General features: G+C 35.0%; 18 protein-coding genes. 15 read left to right on the forward strand and 3 right to left on the reverse strand.

Features of this window, described 5'->3' with window-relative positions; all coding sequences use genetic code 11:
* Positions 1-203 precede the first annotated feature (203 nt).
* From BN1354_RS03000 to BN1354_RS03020, 5 genes are all read left to right on the forward strand, one after another.
* Positions 204-845, forward strand: coding sequence for a Crp/Fnr family transcriptional regulator (locus BN1354_RS03000; RefSeq protein ID WP_394331724.1), 642 nt, complete (start codon positions 204-206; stop codon positions 843-845).
* Between the two features lie 88 nt (positions 846-933).
* Positions 934-2,445 carry a GH3 auxin-responsive promoter family protein gene (locus BN1354_RS03005; protein ID WP_045089775.1) on the forward strand — a complete coding sequence of 504 codons (1,512 nt, stop codon included), beginning with the start codon at positions 934-936 and terminating at the stop codon, positions 2,443-2,445.
* Positions 2,446-2,525: 80 nt separating this feature from the next.
* On the forward strand, positions 2,526-3,341 hold the full coding sequence (locus BN1354_RS03010) for an outer membrane protein assembly factor BamD (protein WP_045089774.1): 816 nt from the start codon (positions 2,526-2,528) through the stop codon (positions 3,339-3,341).
* 26 nt (positions 3,342-3,367) lie between these two features.
* The gene (locus BN1354_RS03015; RefSeq protein WP_045089773.1) at positions 3,368-3,700 is read left to right on the forward strand and encodes a DNA-directed RNA polymerase subunit omega; all 333 of its coding nucleotides are present in this window, start codon (positions 3,368-3,370) and stop codon (positions 3,698-3,700) included.
* Between the two features lie 3 nt (positions 3,701-3,703).
* On the forward strand, positions 3,704-4,162 hold the full coding sequence (locus BN1354_RS03020; protein WP_045089772.1) for a DUF4293 domain-containing protein: 459 nt from the start codon (positions 3,704-3,706) through the stop codon (positions 4,160-4,162).
* Here BN1354_RS03020 and BN1354_RS03025 read toward each other — a convergent pair.
* Positions 4,159-5,073 carry a M48 family metallopeptidase gene (locus tag BN1354_RS03025; protein WP_053826208.1) on the reverse strand — a complete coding sequence of 305 codons (915 nt, stop codon included), beginning with the start codon at positions 5,071-5,073 and terminating at the stop codon, positions 4,159-4,161. The two genes, BN1354_RS03020 and BN1354_RS03025, sit on opposite strands and share 4 nt — an antisense overlap.
* Before the next feature lie 312 nt (positions 5,074-5,385).
* Between BN1354_RS03025 and BN1354_RS03030 the strand changes: the two genes are divergently transcribed.
* The 6 genes from BN1354_RS03030 to BN1354_RS03055 all read left to right on the forward strand — a co-directional run bounded on the left by BN1354_RS03030 (position 5,386) and on the right by BN1354_RS03055 (position 12,837).
* Positions 5,386-8,121, forward strand: a complete 2,736-nt coding sequence (locus BN1354_RS03030) for a DNA gyrase/topoisomerase IV subunit A (protein WP_053826209.1) — start codon at positions 5,386-5,388, stop codon at positions 8,119-8,121.
* Between the two features lie 36 nt (positions 8,122-8,157).
* A complete protein-coding gene (locus BN1354_RS03035) occupies positions 8,158-8,997 on the forward strand; it encodes a DUF3316 domain-containing protein (RefSeq protein WP_045089769.1) in 840 nt (279 codons plus the stop codon).
* A gap of 18 nt (positions 8,998-9,015) precedes the next feature.
* Positions 9,016-10,188 (forward strand): MalY/PatB family protein, encoded by a 1,173-nt coding sequence (locus BN1354_RS03040; protein WP_053826210.1) that lies wholly within the window; start codon positions 9,016-9,018, stop codon positions 10,186-10,188.
* Positions 10,189-10,251: 63 nt separating this feature from the next.
* The gene (locus tag BN1354_RS03045; protein ID WP_045089767.1) at positions 10,252-10,863 is read left to right on the forward strand and encodes an FKBP-type peptidyl-prolyl cis-trans isomerase; all 612 of its coding nucleotides are present in this window, start codon (positions 10,252-10,254) and stop codon (positions 10,861-10,863) included.
* 3 nt (positions 10,864-10,866) lie between these two features.
* Complete coding sequence (gene aroC / locus BN1354_RS03050) at positions 10,867-11,943, forward strand: chorismate synthase (protein ID WP_045089766.1); 1,077 nt, start codon at positions 10,867-10,869, stop codon at positions 11,941-11,943.
* Between the two features lie 21 nt (positions 11,944-11,964).
* Positions 11,965-12,837 carry an N-acetylmuramoyl-L-alanine amidase-like domain-containing protein gene (locus BN1354_RS03055; RefSeq protein ID WP_052673163.1) on the forward strand — a complete coding sequence of 291 codons (873 nt, stop codon included), beginning with the start codon at positions 11,965-11,967 and terminating at the stop codon, positions 12,835-12,837.
* Positions 12,838-12,842: 5 nt separating this feature from the next.
* Here the strand turns inward: BN1354_RS03055 and BN1354_RS03060 are convergent, their stop codons facing one another.
* Together BN1354_RS03060 and BN1354_RS03065 are read right to left on the reverse strand one after the other, a co-directional pair.
* Positions 12,843-13,301, reverse strand: a complete 459-nt coding sequence (locus BN1354_RS03060) for an MgtC/SapB family protein (protein ID WP_045090913.1) — start codon at positions 13,299-13,301, stop codon at positions 12,843-12,845.
* Between the two features lie 82 nt (positions 13,302-13,383).
* The gene (locus tag BN1354_RS03065) at positions 13,384-15,096 is read right to left on the reverse strand and encodes a S41 family peptidase (RefSeq protein ID WP_053826211.1); all 1,713 of its coding nucleotides are present in this window, start codon (positions 15,094-15,096) and stop codon (positions 13,384-13,386) included.
* Between the two features lie 207 nt (positions 15,097-15,303).
* Here BN1354_RS03065 and BN1354_RS03070 point away from each other — a divergent pair, with 207 nt between their 5' ends.
* From BN1354_RS03070 to BN1354_RS03085, 4 genes are read left to right on the forward strand one after another with little or no spacing between them, the layout of a single operon-like run.
* The gene (locus BN1354_RS03070; RefSeq protein ID WP_045089765.1) at positions 15,304-15,687 is read left to right on the forward strand and encodes a VanZ family protein; all 384 of its coding nucleotides are present in this window, start codon (positions 15,304-15,306) and stop codon (positions 15,685-15,687) included.
* 38 nt (positions 15,688-15,725) lie between these two features.
* Positions 15,726-16,319, forward strand: a complete 594-nt coding sequence (locus BN1354_RS03075; protein WP_082331525.1) for a TlpA family protein disulfide reductase — start codon at positions 15,726-15,728, stop codon at positions 16,317-16,319.
* Positions 16,320-16,358: 39 nt separating this feature from the next.
* Positions 16,359-16,817 carry a magnetosome magnetite crystal formation protein family gene (locus BN1354_RS03080; RefSeq protein ID WP_045089764.1) on the forward strand — a complete coding sequence of 153 codons (459 nt, stop codon included), beginning with the start codon at positions 16,359-16,361 and terminating at the stop codon, positions 16,815-16,817.
* A complete protein-coding gene (locus BN1354_RS03085) occupies positions 16,817-17,488 on the forward strand; it encodes a cell division ATP-binding protein FtsE (RefSeq protein WP_045089763.1) in 672 nt (223 codons plus the stop codon). The genes BN1354_RS03080 and BN1354_RS03085 overlap by 1 nt, the downstream gene beginning before the upstream one ends.
* Positions 17,489-17,597 lie beyond the last annotated feature (109 nt).

Consider the following 17,597-nt stretch of genomic DNA (forward strand, 5'->3'; position numbering starts at 1 on the left):
CATTTTTTTTTAAATAATTCTGTTTTTTTTGATATGAGACATATATATTTAACAGTACTTTCTTCTAAATAAAGAAATTATTTTTTTCAACACTTAAAAAAAACTTATATATTTGTGTTCTAGAACATAGTTCTGCAGCACTCATGCCAGGAAAGAGTAAAGAATTAATCGATTTGTCATCAACATTGCCAGAGATTTGGAGAATGTTGTCTGATGCTGAGCGTAATCTTTTACGTGAAAACGCTCGTGTACTTAATTTTAAGAAAAACGAACTTATTTATCTTGAGGATGAAACTCCTAAAGACCTCATGTGCCTCTTCAAAGGAAAGGTAAAAATATTCAAAAGTGGGGTAGGTGGGAGAAGTCAGATAATCCGGATAATACGCCCTTTTATGTATTTCGGTTATCGAGCATATTTTGCAAGAGAACCGTATGTTACTGCTGCATCTGCATTTGAATCCTGCACAGTTTGCATGATACCCATGGAACTAATTGAGTCTTTTCTTAGAAAAAATGGGGACCTTGCCATGTTCTTCATCCAGATGCTCTCGGTTGACCTGGGTATAGCAGATCAACGAGTTGTAAACTTAACTCAAAAACATGTACGGGGACGTCTGGCTGAATCATTGATATTCCTTAAAGAAAGCTATGGTTTGGAAGAGGATGGTGCAACAATAAATATTTACCTCGCCCGTGAGGATCTGGCAAGTTTATCAAATATGACAACCTCAAATGCCATCAGGACGCTATCGAATTTTGCTAATGAAAGAATCATAGCTGTAGATGGGAGAAAAATAAAAATAATCGATGAAGAAAGACTTCGAAAAATAAGCCGAATAGGATAAATAGATTTTTTTTATTTTAAATTGTGAAATTATTTTTCAGTTTAATGAAACTCCTGTTTACCTTTGCCCCACAATTTTCAGGAAAAGGATGATTCAAAGAATAGCACGATCGATACTAAACTCTTATTACAAACCTGTGGAAAGTTTCTTGGAGAATCCACTAGACACACAGCTGCGAACACTACAATATCTTTTGGAACATGGTCAGAACACTCTTTATGGAAAAAAAATGGGTTTCGCTAATATTAAAAACTACAGTGGGTTTAATAAGAATGTGCCTGTAATATCATATGAAGAGTTAAGACCATATCTGAATAAAATAATCGTAGATAAAAAAGAGAATGTACTTTGGGACACACCGGTAAAGTGGTTCGCGATGTCTTCAGGTACAACTGAAGATAAAAGTAAATATATCCCTGTAACTAAAGAGTCTCTTTATAATGGGAATTATCGTGCAGGTTACCATATGCTTGGAACTTACGCAGTTCATCATCCAGAAACGACATTTGTTTTGGGAAAAACATTGGTGATGGGGGGTAGTCAGCAGGTTAATATGATAGGTGATAGTATATATACTGGGGATATTTCTGCTATTCTGATGAAGAATCTTCCAAGAGCTGTAAAAAAAAGAAGGACACCCGAAGAGATTGCCCTGCTTCCTGATTGGGAGGAGAAGCTGGAAAAGCTTGCAGAATATTCAAAAAAAACTGATATACGTGCTCTCATTGGTGTGCCTTCGTGGATGCTTGTTTTATTAAAAAAGATTGTTGAAGAAACTGGTAGATCCATCACCGATATATGGCCAAATATTGAAGTGTTTTTTCACGGAGGGGTGAGTTTTATTCCATTCAGATCTCAGTTTAATAAACTTATCCCATCTGATAAAATGAATTACTGGGAAACCTATAATGCATCAGAAGGTTTTTTTGGTGTTCAGTTTACACCTGAATCGAGTGATATGCTGCTTATTTTGGATAATGAAGTGTATTATGAATTTATTCCTGTTGAAGAGTGGGATAAAGAAAATCCTCAGACTGTTCCATTAGAAGGAGTTGAAATTGGAAGGCAGTATGCAATGGTAATTTCTACAAGTGGAGGTCTTTGGCGTTATAAGATTGGAGATACAGTACAATTTTCATCAATCAACCCCTATCTCTTCAGACTAACAGGACGTACAAAACAGTTCATAAATGCATTTGGGGAAGAATTGATTGTGGACAATGCAGATAAGGCAATTGAAGAAGCTTGTCTTAAGACAGGAGCAAAAGTTAATGAATATACTGCTGCACCGGTATATTTTTCGGAAAGTCATAATGGTGCTCATGAGTGGTTAATCGAGTTTGAAACTGAGCCGAATGATTTGAAGGAATTCACATTGTTGCTGGATGAGAGCCTTAAAAAGCTTAATTCAGACTATGAAGCTAAACGTTCTTATAATCTATCATTAAATATCCCTGTTGTCAGATCATTAGAGAAAGGTGTCTTCTATAGCTGGATGAAACAAAGGGAGAAAATTGGAGGTCAGAACAAAGTTCCCAAGCTGTCAAATGACCGTAGATATATAGATAGTATATTAGATTTTGTATCAAAAAAATCCTAAAATAGAATAAAATAGGATTAAGATACCTTTAAATGAGAAAGATTAAGTAAATTTGCGAACTTAAACCGACTTGTAACAAGATGAAACTTAAACTTATCTTTTTTTTGATGTTCGCTATTGCCCTCGGTTCGTGCAGCGAGTACAATAAAATTTTGAAAAGTACCGATAGGGATTTGAAGTATAGCTATGCTAAAAAATATTTCGAAGAGGGTAAGTATAGTCGTAGTGTAACACTGCTTGAAGAGCTTGTTGCTTTTATGAAAGGTACTGCACAAGCTGAAGAATCGTTGTATTTGTTAGCACAGAGTCATTATAACTCAAGAGACTATTTTTCGGCAACTGAAGTTTTTACTACTTACTACAACACATATCCAAATGGTGAATATGCCGAAGCTGCTTTGTTTTATTCAGCCTACGGGATGTATCTCGACTCTCCTGACGCTAGATTAGATCAAACAAAGACATACAAAGCAATTGCAGAGTTTCAGAAATATATAGAAAGATATCCTCAGACAGAACGTGCTGAGCAAGCAAAGAATTATCTGTTTGAATTACAGGAGAAACTGGCTTATAAAGAACTACTTGCTGCTCAGTTGTATTTGAACCTTGGTAATTATATGGGTAATAACTATGAATCAGCAGTTATTACTGCCAGGGAAGCAATGAAAAGCTATCCATTTTCAATATATATGGAGGAGTATCAGATTACAATACTGCGTGCAAGGTATGAATTCGCACAGAGAAGTACATTGCAGGCACAACCTGAACGTTATCGAATGGTTGTTGATGAGTATTTTAACTATACCAATACATTCCCAAATGGAAAGTATATAGCTGAAGCCGAAGAATATTATAAAGAAGCACAAAGCAAAATAGATGTTTTGCCTACAACTTGATTTTAAATTAACATTCAATATAAAATATGGATTACAGAAAAATAGCCGCAAGCTCAAATACAGAAACCCGTGACGTAATGAAATTGTCAGAACCGGTTGGAAATGTTTATGAGATGGTTAGAATTATTGGTAAAAGAGCTAATCAGATTAGCATAGATATGAAACAGGATCTTGATTCAAAACTTCAGGAGTTTGCTTCATATAGTGATAATTTGGAAGAGGTTTTTGAAAACCACGAACAGATTGAGATATCCAAATTCTACGAAAAACTCCCTAAACCTTCATTGCTTGCAATTGAAGAGTGGAAAGAGAACGAAATTTATTATCGTAACCCTTCGAAAGAAAAAGATTTGTTCTGAAATATGTTTCAACGTATTCAAACAATTTTCCTGGTTCTGGCAGCTGCAGCAATGCTGATTGCATCTTCAACTCCATTAGCAACCTTTAATTATAATTATAGTGAAGAGGTTGTTTTCGAGTCTATGGGTATTTACCTGAATGGAACATTAAATGACTCCACATGGGGTCTGTTTGCTATCAGTATAGGTAGTTCAGTGCTGGCTTTAATTACTATCTTTTTATACAAAAAGAGAATGTTGCAGATAAGACTATCCATTTTCAATCTTGTATTGATGATTGGATTCTATCTGTTTTTTGGATTTATTTTCTACAAAGTATATTCAGTAGAAGAGCTCCTTTTTAATAAAATTGGTGTTGGTTTAATAATGCCTTTAATAGCCATCATCCTAACAATTTTGGCAATAAGGAGAATAGGTTCGGATGAGGCTTTAGTGCAGTCTTTAAACCGGTTGAGAGGCTAAAACGTCCACTCTTCGGATGTTCTGGCTTTATTTGTTTCTACAGGTACTGGAGCTTTAGTTTTAATTGGTTCGGTTGTTTCATTTTGAACTCCCGAACCTTTGTAGTATTGTAGCGCAGTAGGCATAATTGCTGTAAGTCGTTCAATTCTTCTGCTATCTGCAGGATGTGTACTTAATACTTCGGGTACTCCCGCACCTCCTGATGCTTGAGCCATTCTTTCCCAAAAGGGTATTGCCACTCTTGGGTCGTATCCTGCAATAGCCATAATTATTACACCTATTTCATCAGATTCGAGTTCTTGTTTTCGTGCATAAGGCATCATTACTCCATATTGAGCACCAAGACCAAACACTGTAGAAGCGATTTGTCGAGTTGACTCTGAATTTCCAAGGAGTCCACCTGCAATTGCACCCCCATACTGTAAAGCAACCTGTTGACTTATTCGTTCATTAGAGTGCTGAGCAATAACATGTGCAATTTCGTGACCAATAACGACAGCTAAAGCTTCTTCCGTTTGTGTGACAGGCAATAATCCTGTGTATACAACAACTTTGCCACCGGGCATTGCAAAAGCATTTACACTCTTGTCGGCTACCAGATTGAATTCCCAGGCATAATTTTTTAGTTCAGATTCATAACCATTGCTTTTATAAAAAGTTTCAACGGCTTTAGCTATCCTGTTACCAACACGGTTTACCATTTGTGCCGATGCTGTGCCACGTTCTACAGGAGCAGTACGCATAAATTCCTGGTACTGTTGCAGACTAAGTGCAATGACCTCGTCATTTGAAACCAACTGTAACTGCCTTCTGCCTGTAAATGGTACACTTCCACATGATATTATAAATGAAACTGCAAAAAATATCAGTGATGTTTTAATTAATGACTTTGGTATTCTAATTTTTCCCATAGCTATGCTGTTTAGTTAATTCTTTGGTCTGTTTATTATTTAAGAAATTGATATCTCTTATTATACAACAATAATGAAAGCTTTCTTCCTTTAATTATGAAGCAAAAATAATTAAAATTGTGAAAGTTGTGATTGCAGTTGTCGAAATATCAGTTCAAATGTAGCATTTATCAACTTATTTGATAATTTAATCAATTTTGAAATTAACCCATTTTTTCATATCTTTGAGCAGTTTTAAGCAAATAATTTACACCAAAAAAACTATGTGTACTTCCTTTTCAGGGAGTAAATATCTGTTTATTTAATTGACATATGTCTTCTAAAAAGATTAACAACGACGATATTATAGAAAATAATGACGACCTGCAGAACAATGAAGATGTAAACTTGCAGGATGATGAATTAGAGATAAGTTTTTCCTCAGGGGTCGGTACAAATTCGAGAGTGCCTGTAAGGTTGGGCGAAGACAGTACTCTAAACTTATCAAAGATGTATCAGAATTGGTTTCTGGACTACGCTTCGTATGTAATACTCGAGCGTGCTGTTCCACATATCTCAGATGGTTTGAAACCGGTTCAGCGTCGTATTTTGCATTCAATGAAGCGCATAGAAGACGGTCGTTTTAATAAAGTTGCCAACATTATTGGTAATACGATGCAGTTTCATCCACATGGTGATGCATCTATTGGTGATGCATTAGTGCAGTTGGGGCAAAAGGATCTGTTAGTAGACATTCAGGGTAACTGGGGAAATATACTTACCGGGGATAGTGCTGCAGCACCTCGTTATATTGAAGCTCGTTTATCCAAATTTGCACTGGAAGTTTTATTTAACCCTAAGACTACTCAATGGAAACCATCATATGATGGCAGGAATAAAGAACCGATTACTCTTCCGGCGAAATTTCCACTTCTTCTTGCGCAAGGAGCCGAAGGTATTGCCGTAGGTCTTTCTTCAAGAATTTTACCACACAACTTTAATGAGCTTTGTGATGCTTCAGTTGCTTACCTGCAAGGTAAGTCATTTAAGCTCTATCCTGATTTCCAAACTGGGGGGTATATTGATGTGGAGAAATATAACGATGGTGAGCGTGGAGGTAGTGTGAAGGTGCGTACAACAATTACTAAGCTGGATAGTAAGACTCTGGTAATTAAAGATGTACCATATGGAAGAACTACTTCAGGACTGGTAGACTCAATACTTAAAGCTAATGAAAAGGGAAAAATAAAAATAAGGAGAGTAGATGATATAACCGCACAGGAAGTAGAAATACATGTACAGTTGGCACCAGGTGTATCATCGGATAAGACTATAGATGCATTGTATGCATTTACTGATTGCGAAATAAGTATATCTCCTAACTGTTGTGTTATCGATAATGATAAACCACATTTTCTTACTGTAAGCGATGTGTTGATTGCATCGGTAAACAGAACTAAAGATCTGTTAAAGCTGGAACTGGAGATTGAAAGAGGTGAGAAGCAGGAAGCCCATCTTTTTGCATCACTCGAAAAAATATTTATAGAAGAGCGTATATATAAGGATAAAGAGTTTGAAAACGCTAAAGATATGGATATAGCTATTGCTCATATCGATAAACGTTTAGAACCCTATAAACCATCATTTATAAGAGAAATAAATCGTGATGATATCCATAAGCTTATGGAGATTAAAATGGCAAGAATTCTGAAGTTTAATGCAAGTAAATCTGATGAACTTATTGCCAGACTTCTTGAAGAAATAGAAGAAATTAATCATAATCTGAACAATTTGGTTGATTATACTATTTCATGGTACCTTATGCTTAAAGAGCGCTATGGGAAGAATTTCCCACGCAAGACTGAGATTAGGAGCTTCGAAAACATTGAGGCTGTTAAAGTAGCTGAAGCAAACGAGAAACTATATATAAACAGAGAAGAGGGCTTTATAGGCACAGGTCTTAAAAAGGATGAATTTGTTTGTAATTGCTCTGATATAGATGACATTATTGTATTTTTCAAAGATGGAAAATATAAAGTGGTTAAAGTGAGCGATAAAATGTTTGTTGGTAAAGGAATACTTTATGCAAATGTTTTTAAAAAGAACGACAAAAGAACTATCTATAATGTAGTTTATCGAGATGGCAGGACATCACCTCATTATATTAAAAGGTTTGCTGTCACAGGTGTTACAAGAGATAAAGAATATGATTTGACTAAAGGTAAACCTGGCTCAAGAATTGCATATTTCAGTGCTAATCCAAATGGAGAAGCTGAAACCATTAGAGTGATTTTAAAACCAAAACCAAGACTTCGTATTCTTCAATTTGAAAAAGATTTTAGTGAAATAGAAATCAGGGGTAGGGGTACAATTGGAAATATTCTTACCAAGGCTGATGTACATCGAATTCAATTAAAACAGAAAGGCCTATCAACATTAGGGGGAAGAAAAGTCTGGTATGATCCGGATGTCTTTAGACTCAATTATGAAGGTGGAGGAAAATATCTGGGAGAATTCCAGGGTGATGATATGATTTTAGTAGTCACAAAAAGTGGAGATTTCTATAAATGTAACTTTGATCTTTCTAATCACTTTCCTGATGACGTACTAATTGTGGAGAAATTTGATGAACATAAAGTGTGGACTGCTGCGCTATATGATGCAGATCAGGGATATGCCTATCTCAAGCGTTTTACAATGGATGCAACTGAGAAACCACTCAACTTTATGGGTGAAAATAGTGAATCACGCTTATTTTTGCTGACAGATGTAGTTTATCCAAGAGTAAAAGCTATCTTTGGAGGCAATGATAGCTTCCGTGAACCAATCGAATTGGATGCTGAAGAGTTTATAGGTGAAAAAAGTTATAAAGCGAAAGGTAAGAGAATATCAAATTTTGAGGTAGAAACTGTAATTGAATTGGAGCCTGTAAGATTCCCGGAACCAGTAAATAAAGAAAGCTCTACTAAGGTGGAGATAGATGAAGAGGGAAGTGAAAATGGCAATGAGAATATATCAGACTCTGATTTGAGAGATGAAATTTCTGGTCAGATGAAGCTATTTGATTAATGGTTTGAAACCACAAATATGTAACAAATATATTAGATGAAAAGGATTCCTTTTTTAGTTTTTATTTGGTTTAGCTTAAGTTGTCTGCTATTTTCTCAGGAGTCCACTCAGCAATCAGTTATTCCTGTTAATCAATCTACACTTATAGGTATAGGAAAAGCATATTTAGAAGACAGCTATCTTTCTCCAATAAAATATGAAGGAATTGCAATTTCACTATTACATGATCGTATCAAAGCATCTAGGAAATATGGAAGTAATATTTTAATTCAGAATCAGTTTCGAATTCAAACAGCAATCACAAAAAACCCTACTCTTTCTTCTTCAGAATATTGGGGTAATCTAAATTATAATTTAAATATATTTTATCCACTAATTGATTCAGGGAAATTGCGTCTGTATGGTGGTGGAGGAACTGAAGCACTGTTCGGCGGTATTTATAACGTAAGAAACACAAACAATCCAGGCTCACTCAAAACATATGTCAATTTAAATTTATCTTCTATGGTGTTATACAAATTGCGTAATCTAAGTCTAAGATGGCAGTTATCGACACCTTTTGCAGGAATGTTTTTTTCTCCTGAATATGGACATTCTTACTACGAAATATTTACACTAGGAAATGATAAAGGAACGGTGCATTTTGGTTCGTTTCATAATCAGTTGGCACTGAGAAGCTATTTTACAGTTGATATTCCGTTTAAAAATTTAACAATCCGCACAGGTTATCTGTGGGATTATTATGCTACTGATGTTAATGAGCTTATTACCAGGACTAATGCTCATCAGTTTATGTTAGGTCTTGCATTTGAATCTCTCTATGTGGGTGGTAAAAGGGCTCAAGATAAAAGTATAATAAAGAGTGTTTACTATTAGATAATTGTTTTTATTGGTATGAAATACAATTTTGACGAGATAATTGACAGGTCAAATACAGAAAGTTCAAAACTTGAGAATTTAAAGTCGCTTTTCGGACGTGAAGATCTTATTCCACTGTGGGTTGCCGATATGGACTTTAAATCTCCACCTGCAATCACCAAAGCTCTTATGAAAAGAGTGGAGCATGGGTTATTTGGTTATACAATTCAATCAGAATCATACTTCAATTCAATAATAAATTGGCTTGAAAGAAGACATGGATGGAGTGTTGAAAAAGATGATATTACATATATCCCCGGAGTTGTAAAAGGTTTAGCTTTTGCAATAGATGAATTCACGGATAAAGGAGATAATATCATTATACAGCCTCCTGTGTATCACCCTTTCAGGATTGTGAGTAGCTCTTTAGGGCGAAATGTGGTTAATAATCCGTTAATAAAGTATAACGGTCAATATAGAATGGATTTTGAAGGACTACGCAAGATTGCATCTGAAAAAGAGTGTAAGATGCTTATACTTTGTAATCCTCACAATCCTGCCGGGAGAGTATGGACTCATGATGAACTAGCAGAACTTGCGGAAATTTGTTACGATAACAATATTCTGGTTATTTCAGATGAGATACACTCTGATTTGGCACTTCCAGGATATAAACATATACCTTTTGCAACAGTGTCTGATAAGGCAAATAATAACTCTATCACCCTAATGGCTCCAAGCAAAACTTTTAATATTGCCGGGATAGTAAGCTCATTTTCAGTTATCACAAATGAAGAAATCAGAGAAAAATTTTTAAGCTATATAAAGCCAAGATGCTTGGACGAGGGAACATTATTTGCATATACGGCTACCCGTGCAGCTTATGATGAGTGTGATGACTGGCTTGATGAGATGCTAACATATGTTCAGGGTAATGTTGATTTTGTTGATAGTTATTTGAAAAAAAACATTCCACAAATAAGAGCTATACTGCCAGAAGCATCTTTTTTAGTTTGGCTTGACTGTTCTTCTTTGAAACTTTCACAGTCTGAACTTAAAAAACTATTTGTTAATGAGGCAGGACTTGCTCTTAATGATGGAACAATTTTTGGTCCAGGAGGCGAGGGCTTTATGAGATTGAATGTTGGAACGTCAAAACAAGTACTTGAAAAAGCTCTCAATAATCTTAAAAACGCTGTTAATAAATAAACTTCATTTATACTTGATTGTTAATATTCAAATCCAAATAAATAATTAAAAAAATAATAGACAATGAAAATTTCAGAAAACAAATATATTACGCTTTCATATGACCTGAATGTAGGAGAAGGAGATAATCTAGAATTAATGGAGCAAGCTACAGCGGAACAACCGATGGAGTTTATATTCGGAGCCAATATGATGCTAGATGCTTTCGAAAAACAGATTGAAGGATTAGAGCAGGGTGATGAGTTTAACTTTCACTTGACTCCAGATCAAGCATATGGAGAATATGATGATGCTCAGATAATTGAACTTCCTAAAAAGATATTCGAGATAGAAGGAAAAATTGATAATGAGATCCTTTTTGAAGGAAATGTTGTACCAATGATGGACTCTTCCGGTAATAGATTAATGGGTTCAGTAGTAGAAATAGGGGAGGATATTGTAACAATGGATTTTAATCATCCTCTGGCTGGAGAAAATATGTATTTTACCGGGAAGGTATTAGGTGTTAGAGATGCCTCGGCCGAAGAAATTGCAGCTCTATTCTCTGGTGGAGGCTGTGGTTGTGGTTCATGCGATTGTGGCTCGAAAGGCTCTGGTGCAGAAGGTGAAGGATCATGCGGTTGTGGCAGCTCAAATGGTGGAGGTTGTGGTTCAGGAGGTTGTGGTAATTGCTAATATATGAATACATTTGGAAGATTATACAGGTTAACATCCTTTGGTGAATCTCATGGTGTTGCAGTGGGGGGAGTAATTGATGGTTGCCCTCCTGGTTTGGAACTCGATTTAGATCTTATTCAAAATGAACTTAACAGGAGAAGGCCTGGGCAATCACGTATAACTACACCAAGAGTGGAATCAGATACTGTAGAGTTTCTTTCAGGAGTCTTTGAAGGAAAAACTACTGGCACACCAATTGGTTTTATTGTAAAAAATGAAAACCAGCAGTCAAATGACTATAGTAATATAAAAGATGCTTACAGACCATCACATGCAGATTTTACCTACCATCAGAAGTATGGTATAAGGGATTACAGGGGAGGTGGTCGTTCATCTGCACGTGAAACAATTGCCCGTATTGTGGGTGGTGCAGTAGCGAAACTATATCTGGATAAACTTGGAATTGATGTTAAAGCTTATACATCTCAGGTAGGACATATAGGTCTTGAGAATGATTACAGAATGTATGATCTTACAAAGATTGATGATAACATTGTTCGATGTCCCGATCCGGAGGTAGCTGAACTGATGATAAAGCTGATTCAAGAGACACGTTATCAGGGAGACACGATTGGTGGAATTATAACATGTGTTATTAAAGGAGTTCCTGTAGGACTCGGTGAACCTGTTTTCGGGAAACTTCATACTGCTCTTGGTGCTGCAATGCTTGGAATTAATGCAGTAAAAGGTTTTGAATATGGTATGGGCTTTAATGTTTCAAAAAAAGGGTCTGAAGTGAATGATTCTTTTTACGATTCTAATGGAACAATAAGTACCAGAACTAATTATTCAGGTGGAATTCAGGCTGGTATTTCTAATGGACAGGATATTTATTTTAGAGTTGCATTCAAACCCGTTTCAACTATTTTGATGGAGCAGCAAACCGTAGATATTACAGGTAAGAATACAACAATAAAAGCTAGAGGTCGTCACGATCCATGCGTATTACCTCGTGCTGTTCCAATAGTAGAAGCAATGGCATATATGACAATAATGGATTACTATCTAATCTCAAAAGCTAATAAACCTGAGTCGTAAAATTTTTTAATAATTATAATCATGAAAAAACTATCTTGTTTAAAAGAGAATATATTTATTCTGGCTTTAATTTTAATAATTATACCAGGTAATATAATTGCACAAGTAAAAACTGAGTTTTTACTTGAGGACAGGATAGTTTTTGATGATTATATTGAATATATAAAGCCTTGGAAATCTAATAGTAAGGATCTGATTATGGAAAAAACTGCTTTGTTTTTTCTAGGGAAACCTTATGTGGCTCATACTTTGGATCAGAATGTGGTTGAACAACTGACTGTGAATTTCCGCGAATTCGATTGTTTTACTTTTGTGGAAACAGTTATTGCTTTATCTATGACAGCTTTAGAGGAAGAACCTACTATAGAGGCTTATGCGGATAATCTAAAATCAATCAGATATAGGGATAAAGTAATTCTGGGCTACCATTCTAGATTACATTATACAATTGACTGGATATATGAGAACAGTAAGAATGGTATAATGAAAGATATTACCAGTGAAATTGGTGGGGTGAAGGACAATAAGATTATAAACTTCATGTCTGAACACCGTACTTCATATAATCAATTAACTGATGATGATACAACTCTTAATGAAATAATAAAGGTGGAAACTAAAATTAATGACAGAGGAGGCTTTTATTATTTACCAAAGGATAAAATAGCCAAATCAGATTCATTAATACCACATATGTCAGTAGTAGGTTTTACTACAAGTTTAGAAGGACTGGATGTCACACATGTAAGTTTTGCATTTAGAAAAGATAGGGAGCTTAAATTTATACATGCCTCATCTGTTCTTAACGAGATTGTAATTGATAAACAATTACTAAGCAACTACTGTAATAGCAGAAGCTCATGTACCGGTATTATTATAGCAAAAGTATTATAGTTGCCTTATTCGAATCTTTTATTATTGTCGTCAGATTTGTTATTCTTCTTATTATTGAATAATATATCAGTTTTCCTCAGGAGTGTATTTATTATGATTATTAATAGTGTTGTAGCTGCAAGCTCCCAGTATAACCCAAAACCGGCAAGGCAGCCAAGTGCAGCACTACACCATATGGTTGCAGCTGTTGTCAATCCTTTAACATTAGTACCTCTGTGAAGTATTACACCTGCACCAAGAAAACCAATACCGGTAACTATTTGGCCCATTACTCTGGAAGGATCACCTGTTTGTATCCCTTCCATCAAGTAGGCTGAAATCATAACAAAAACAGAAGAGCCAACTGATACCAGCATATTTGTTCTTAGACCTGCACTTTTGTTACTTGTCTCACGCTCAAGTCCTACTGCACCGCCTGCAATAGAAGCTGCCAGAAGACCTATAATAAACTCTGTTGGGAACATAGTCGAATAGATTATTTTACTTAATAATTATCTGATTAAATCTTTATTAACAACAATCTGAGATATATAGGGTTCAATAATACTAAGAGTAACGATCTTTGAGTTTTTCCTTGATTTCTTCAACAGGAGGAATGTTTTCAGGTATTGGTTTTAATATTGCATCATACATTTCCTTGTTTTGAAGAACCTCTATTGCTTTTTCAAACACTTTATCACTGGCTAACTGATGTAACAGAACTCCTTTCTTATAATAATACCGTTGAACAATTTCAGATTCTATCATATCTTTAATTAAATCTTTAAATAGTTCAAGGTCCCTGTCAATATCAGGATGAAGTTTAGCTTCAAGTGCTTTAAATTCTTCAGCAGCAATATTTAGGTATCCTTCAAACTCCATGATGCTTTTTAATTGATTCAAAGACCGTTGACTCATTTTATCATATTCAAAATTCCTTGTTTTTACATAATTTTTAAATGAATCATAGTCTGTATCGGACAATTCAAATTGATCTGGAGCTGAAATTTTCTCATGATTTTGTGCCCAATCTGTAACATAATCAAAAATTATATTTTCAGCCATGAGATAATAAGCTATCCTACTACCAACTTCCTGAGGTACTGTTATATCAGGAGTAATACCACCACCATCACGTACTTCTCTGCCATTTCTGGTATAAAATACATTGGTTAAAGAATCAGGTACACGGGCGACACTACCATCTGGATTTCGATGAGAATAGTCTAGTGATTGAATACCCCTGCCACTGGGAATATAGTATTTAGAAGTAGTAATTTTCATATTTCCACCATAAGGCAAATCACGAGGTGTTTGAACCAATCCTTTACCAAATGATCTATTACCTACAATAACTGCTCGATCAAGATCCTGAAGTCCTCCTGCAACTATTTCTGATGCAGAAGCAGAACCGGTATCGATAAGTACTACTATCGGTATTATTTCATCCAGAGGTTGGTCTTGTGTGAAATAACTTCTATCCCATTGAGTTACTTTACCTTTGGTTGATACTATTTCCTCACCCTTGGGAACAAATAAATTCACAACACTTACAGCTTCGTCTAAAATTCCACCTCCATTACCTCGAAGGTCCATTATTAGCGACGTAGCCCCTTTGTTTTTTAGTTGTTCCACAGTCTCCTTAACTCTATCAGAGCTACCGGAAGTAAAGCTTCCAAAGTGGAAATAACCAATATTTCCATTGAATACATCCGAGTAAGTGACTGGGTCTATTTCAATTTTTTCTCTTACTATATTTATGGTTCTATATTCCTTTTCACCTGGTCGTTTAATTAATAATTGTATGGTCGTACCTGGTGTTCCTTTTAACTTATCGCTCACTTCTTTTACTGTTGCTTCCCGCATATCTTCGCCATTAATCTCAAGTATAGCATCACCCGCTTTTAGTCCTGCTTTTGCTGCCGGTAAATCCTCGTACGGTTCATTGATAATAACCTGACCATCTTTGTAAGAAATAATAGCTCCTATACCTGCATATTCGCCAGTGGTCATATATTGAAGTTCACCAATGTTTTCTTCAGAGTAATATTCTGTATATGGGTCGAGTCTCGATAGCATGTTATGAATTGTTCCCTGAACTAGTTTATTTACCTCTATGCTATCAACATAAAACATGTCTAACTCCCTTAACACCGAATTGAAAATGTCGATATTTTTATTGATATCGTAATAACGTTGATTTTGGCCACTTGATGCTATTTGGGCATAAATTTGTAAAGTAAATAATCCGGTGAGTAATAAAAGAATATATTTTTTCATTTTAGCATTAAAATTTATTTGTATGCATATAAAAAATGTTGCCAATGCTTCATTTCTTCCATTAACAAAGGAACAAAATTTTTCCTGAAATCAGTATTTTCTTTTAGTTATATGTTTATAAATATCGAATGTAAGGAGATTAAATATTATGATAAATTAAAATGATATTATCTTTGCAGACTACTAAGGTGGTTTTAAAACAAAATTATGAAAATACTACTACGTTATACATTACTTCCCATATTAATAAGTCTGTTGATTTTTATAGGTACCTGTTTAATCCCTTCTAATAGTGTTCCTCAAATGCCAGAGGGAATTTCTTGGGATAAAATTGTTCATTTTGGAATGTTTTTTCTGTTATCGGCTGTTTCTTTATATGACTATTATAAATTACACAATAAAAAACCTATTTTTATAAGATGGATGTTTTGGGGTTTACTGATACCAGTAATATATGGAGGTGTAATTGAATTATTACAGAAATATTATTTCCCTACACGAAGTGCTGAGTTAGGGGATTGGATTGCTGATATTTTAGGATCTCTGGTTGCAACAGTTATAGCTGTTATTTTCTTAAGGAGAAGAGTATAATTCTGGAAAAAAATTATCTTTGTGTAAAATAGTATATTATGGTTAAAAATTTATTTATCTCTTTTATAGTTCTATTACTGATGTCATGCGGCAATTCTTCAAGTAGTAAATCAGACTCTAACCAAATAGAAAGTGTAGAGTCAGTGAATGCAGAAGAGAAACAAAACAAAACCGAAGGTTATCAATTTTTGGTTAATGTAGGAGAAATGGCTCCTGATTTTGACATGCAACTACCAGATGGGAATATAGTAAAACTCTCTTCTTTAAGAGGTAAAGTTGTAATGTTACAGTTTACTGCGAGTTGGTGTGGAGTTTGTAGAAAAGAAATGCCTCATATTGAGTCAAGAATCTGGCAACGCCACAAAAATAATCCTGAGTTCGCACTTTATGGGATCGATAGAGAGGAGCCTGTAGAAAAAATTGAAGAATTAATTGAAGCTACAAAAGTTACATATCCTATCGGTCTTGATCCTGATGCCGGAATATTTAGTTTATATGCTGAGGCTAATGCCGGGATAACACGTAATGTTATAATTGATAAAGAAGGTAAAATTGTAATGCTAACCCGATTGTTTGAAGAAGAAGAGTTTAACCATATGGTTGAAACAATAGATAGATTACTTCAAAACTAATTATGATCTTTGATTATTATTCCTAAAAAAATCAGAAAGATGAATTATGAAGATTTAAAAATCCTTGATGAATTAAGAGAGAAAGGGAGTATTACAGAGGAGGAATACCAGCGCGAGAAAGAGAAAATCCTTAATAATACTTCAATTGGCTCCGGGAAAAGGCCTCTATTCGGAATGACAGAAAACACCTACATAATGCTTATGCATTTATCTCAGTTTGCAGGAGTAATCGTTCCATGTGCTGGTTTTATAGTCCCGATAATTATGTGGATTGCCAATAAGGATATTAATGTAAACGTAGATTTGCATGGTAAGAATATTCTTAATTTTATGATTAGTTATGTGATTTATGCAGCAGTAGCTGCTATTACGATTATTGGTATTCCAATCGCGATAATTATTGGTCTATTGTATGTTATTTTAGTTATTATCGCTACAGTAAAAGCCTATAACGGCGAGTACTGGAAATATCCGCTGACGATACAATTTATTAAATAATGATTGAAGAACAGATAGTAAACTACTCAAATGTGCAATTAAATCGCGAAGAAAACATAATTCTTCGTAATGTCAATCTTACTGTAAACAGAGGTGACTTCTTGTATGTAATTGGAAAAGTAGGATCAGGCAAAAGTACTCTAATGAAAAGTATGTATGCTGAGCTGCCTGTTGAATATGGTAGTGCACGTGTTTTTGATTATGAACTTGCATCTATTAAGCGCAGACATGTACCATTTCTAAGAAGAAAAATTGGTATTGTTTTTCAAGATTTTCAGCTGCTTATAGATAGGACAGTAGAAAAAAACCTTGAGTTTGTACTTCGCGCAACTGACTGGAAAAATAAGCGTGAAATCAAAGACCGTATTAATGAAGTGCTGGTATTGGTTGGGATGCAAAACAAGGCTTATAAAATGCCTCATGAATTATCTGGTGGAGAACAGCAAAGAGTAGTAATTGCGAGAGCATTACTTAACTCTCCAGCACTTATTTTAGCTGACGAACCAACAGGTAATTTGGATCCGGAAACTGGTAGTCAGATTGTTTCTCTCCTTCAGGATATTTCAGGGAGGGGCACAGCCGTAATAATGTCAACACACAACTACTCAATTGTTCAAGCCTTTCCAGGTAAAATTATGCGATGTGAAGATATGAATCTCATACCAATGTGATTATTATACTGAAAAAGTTTCACCTTTCTTAATAATATATCATACTAATAATTGAACATTGACAAACTATCGTTATTCAATGTTCTAAAAAATATGTACCTTTGCATCT

Source organism: Lascolabacillus massiliensis (assembly GCF_001282625.1).
Lineage (GTDB): Bacteria > Bacteroidota > Bacteroidia > Bacteroidales > Dysgonomonadaceae > Proteiniphilum > Proteiniphilum massiliensis.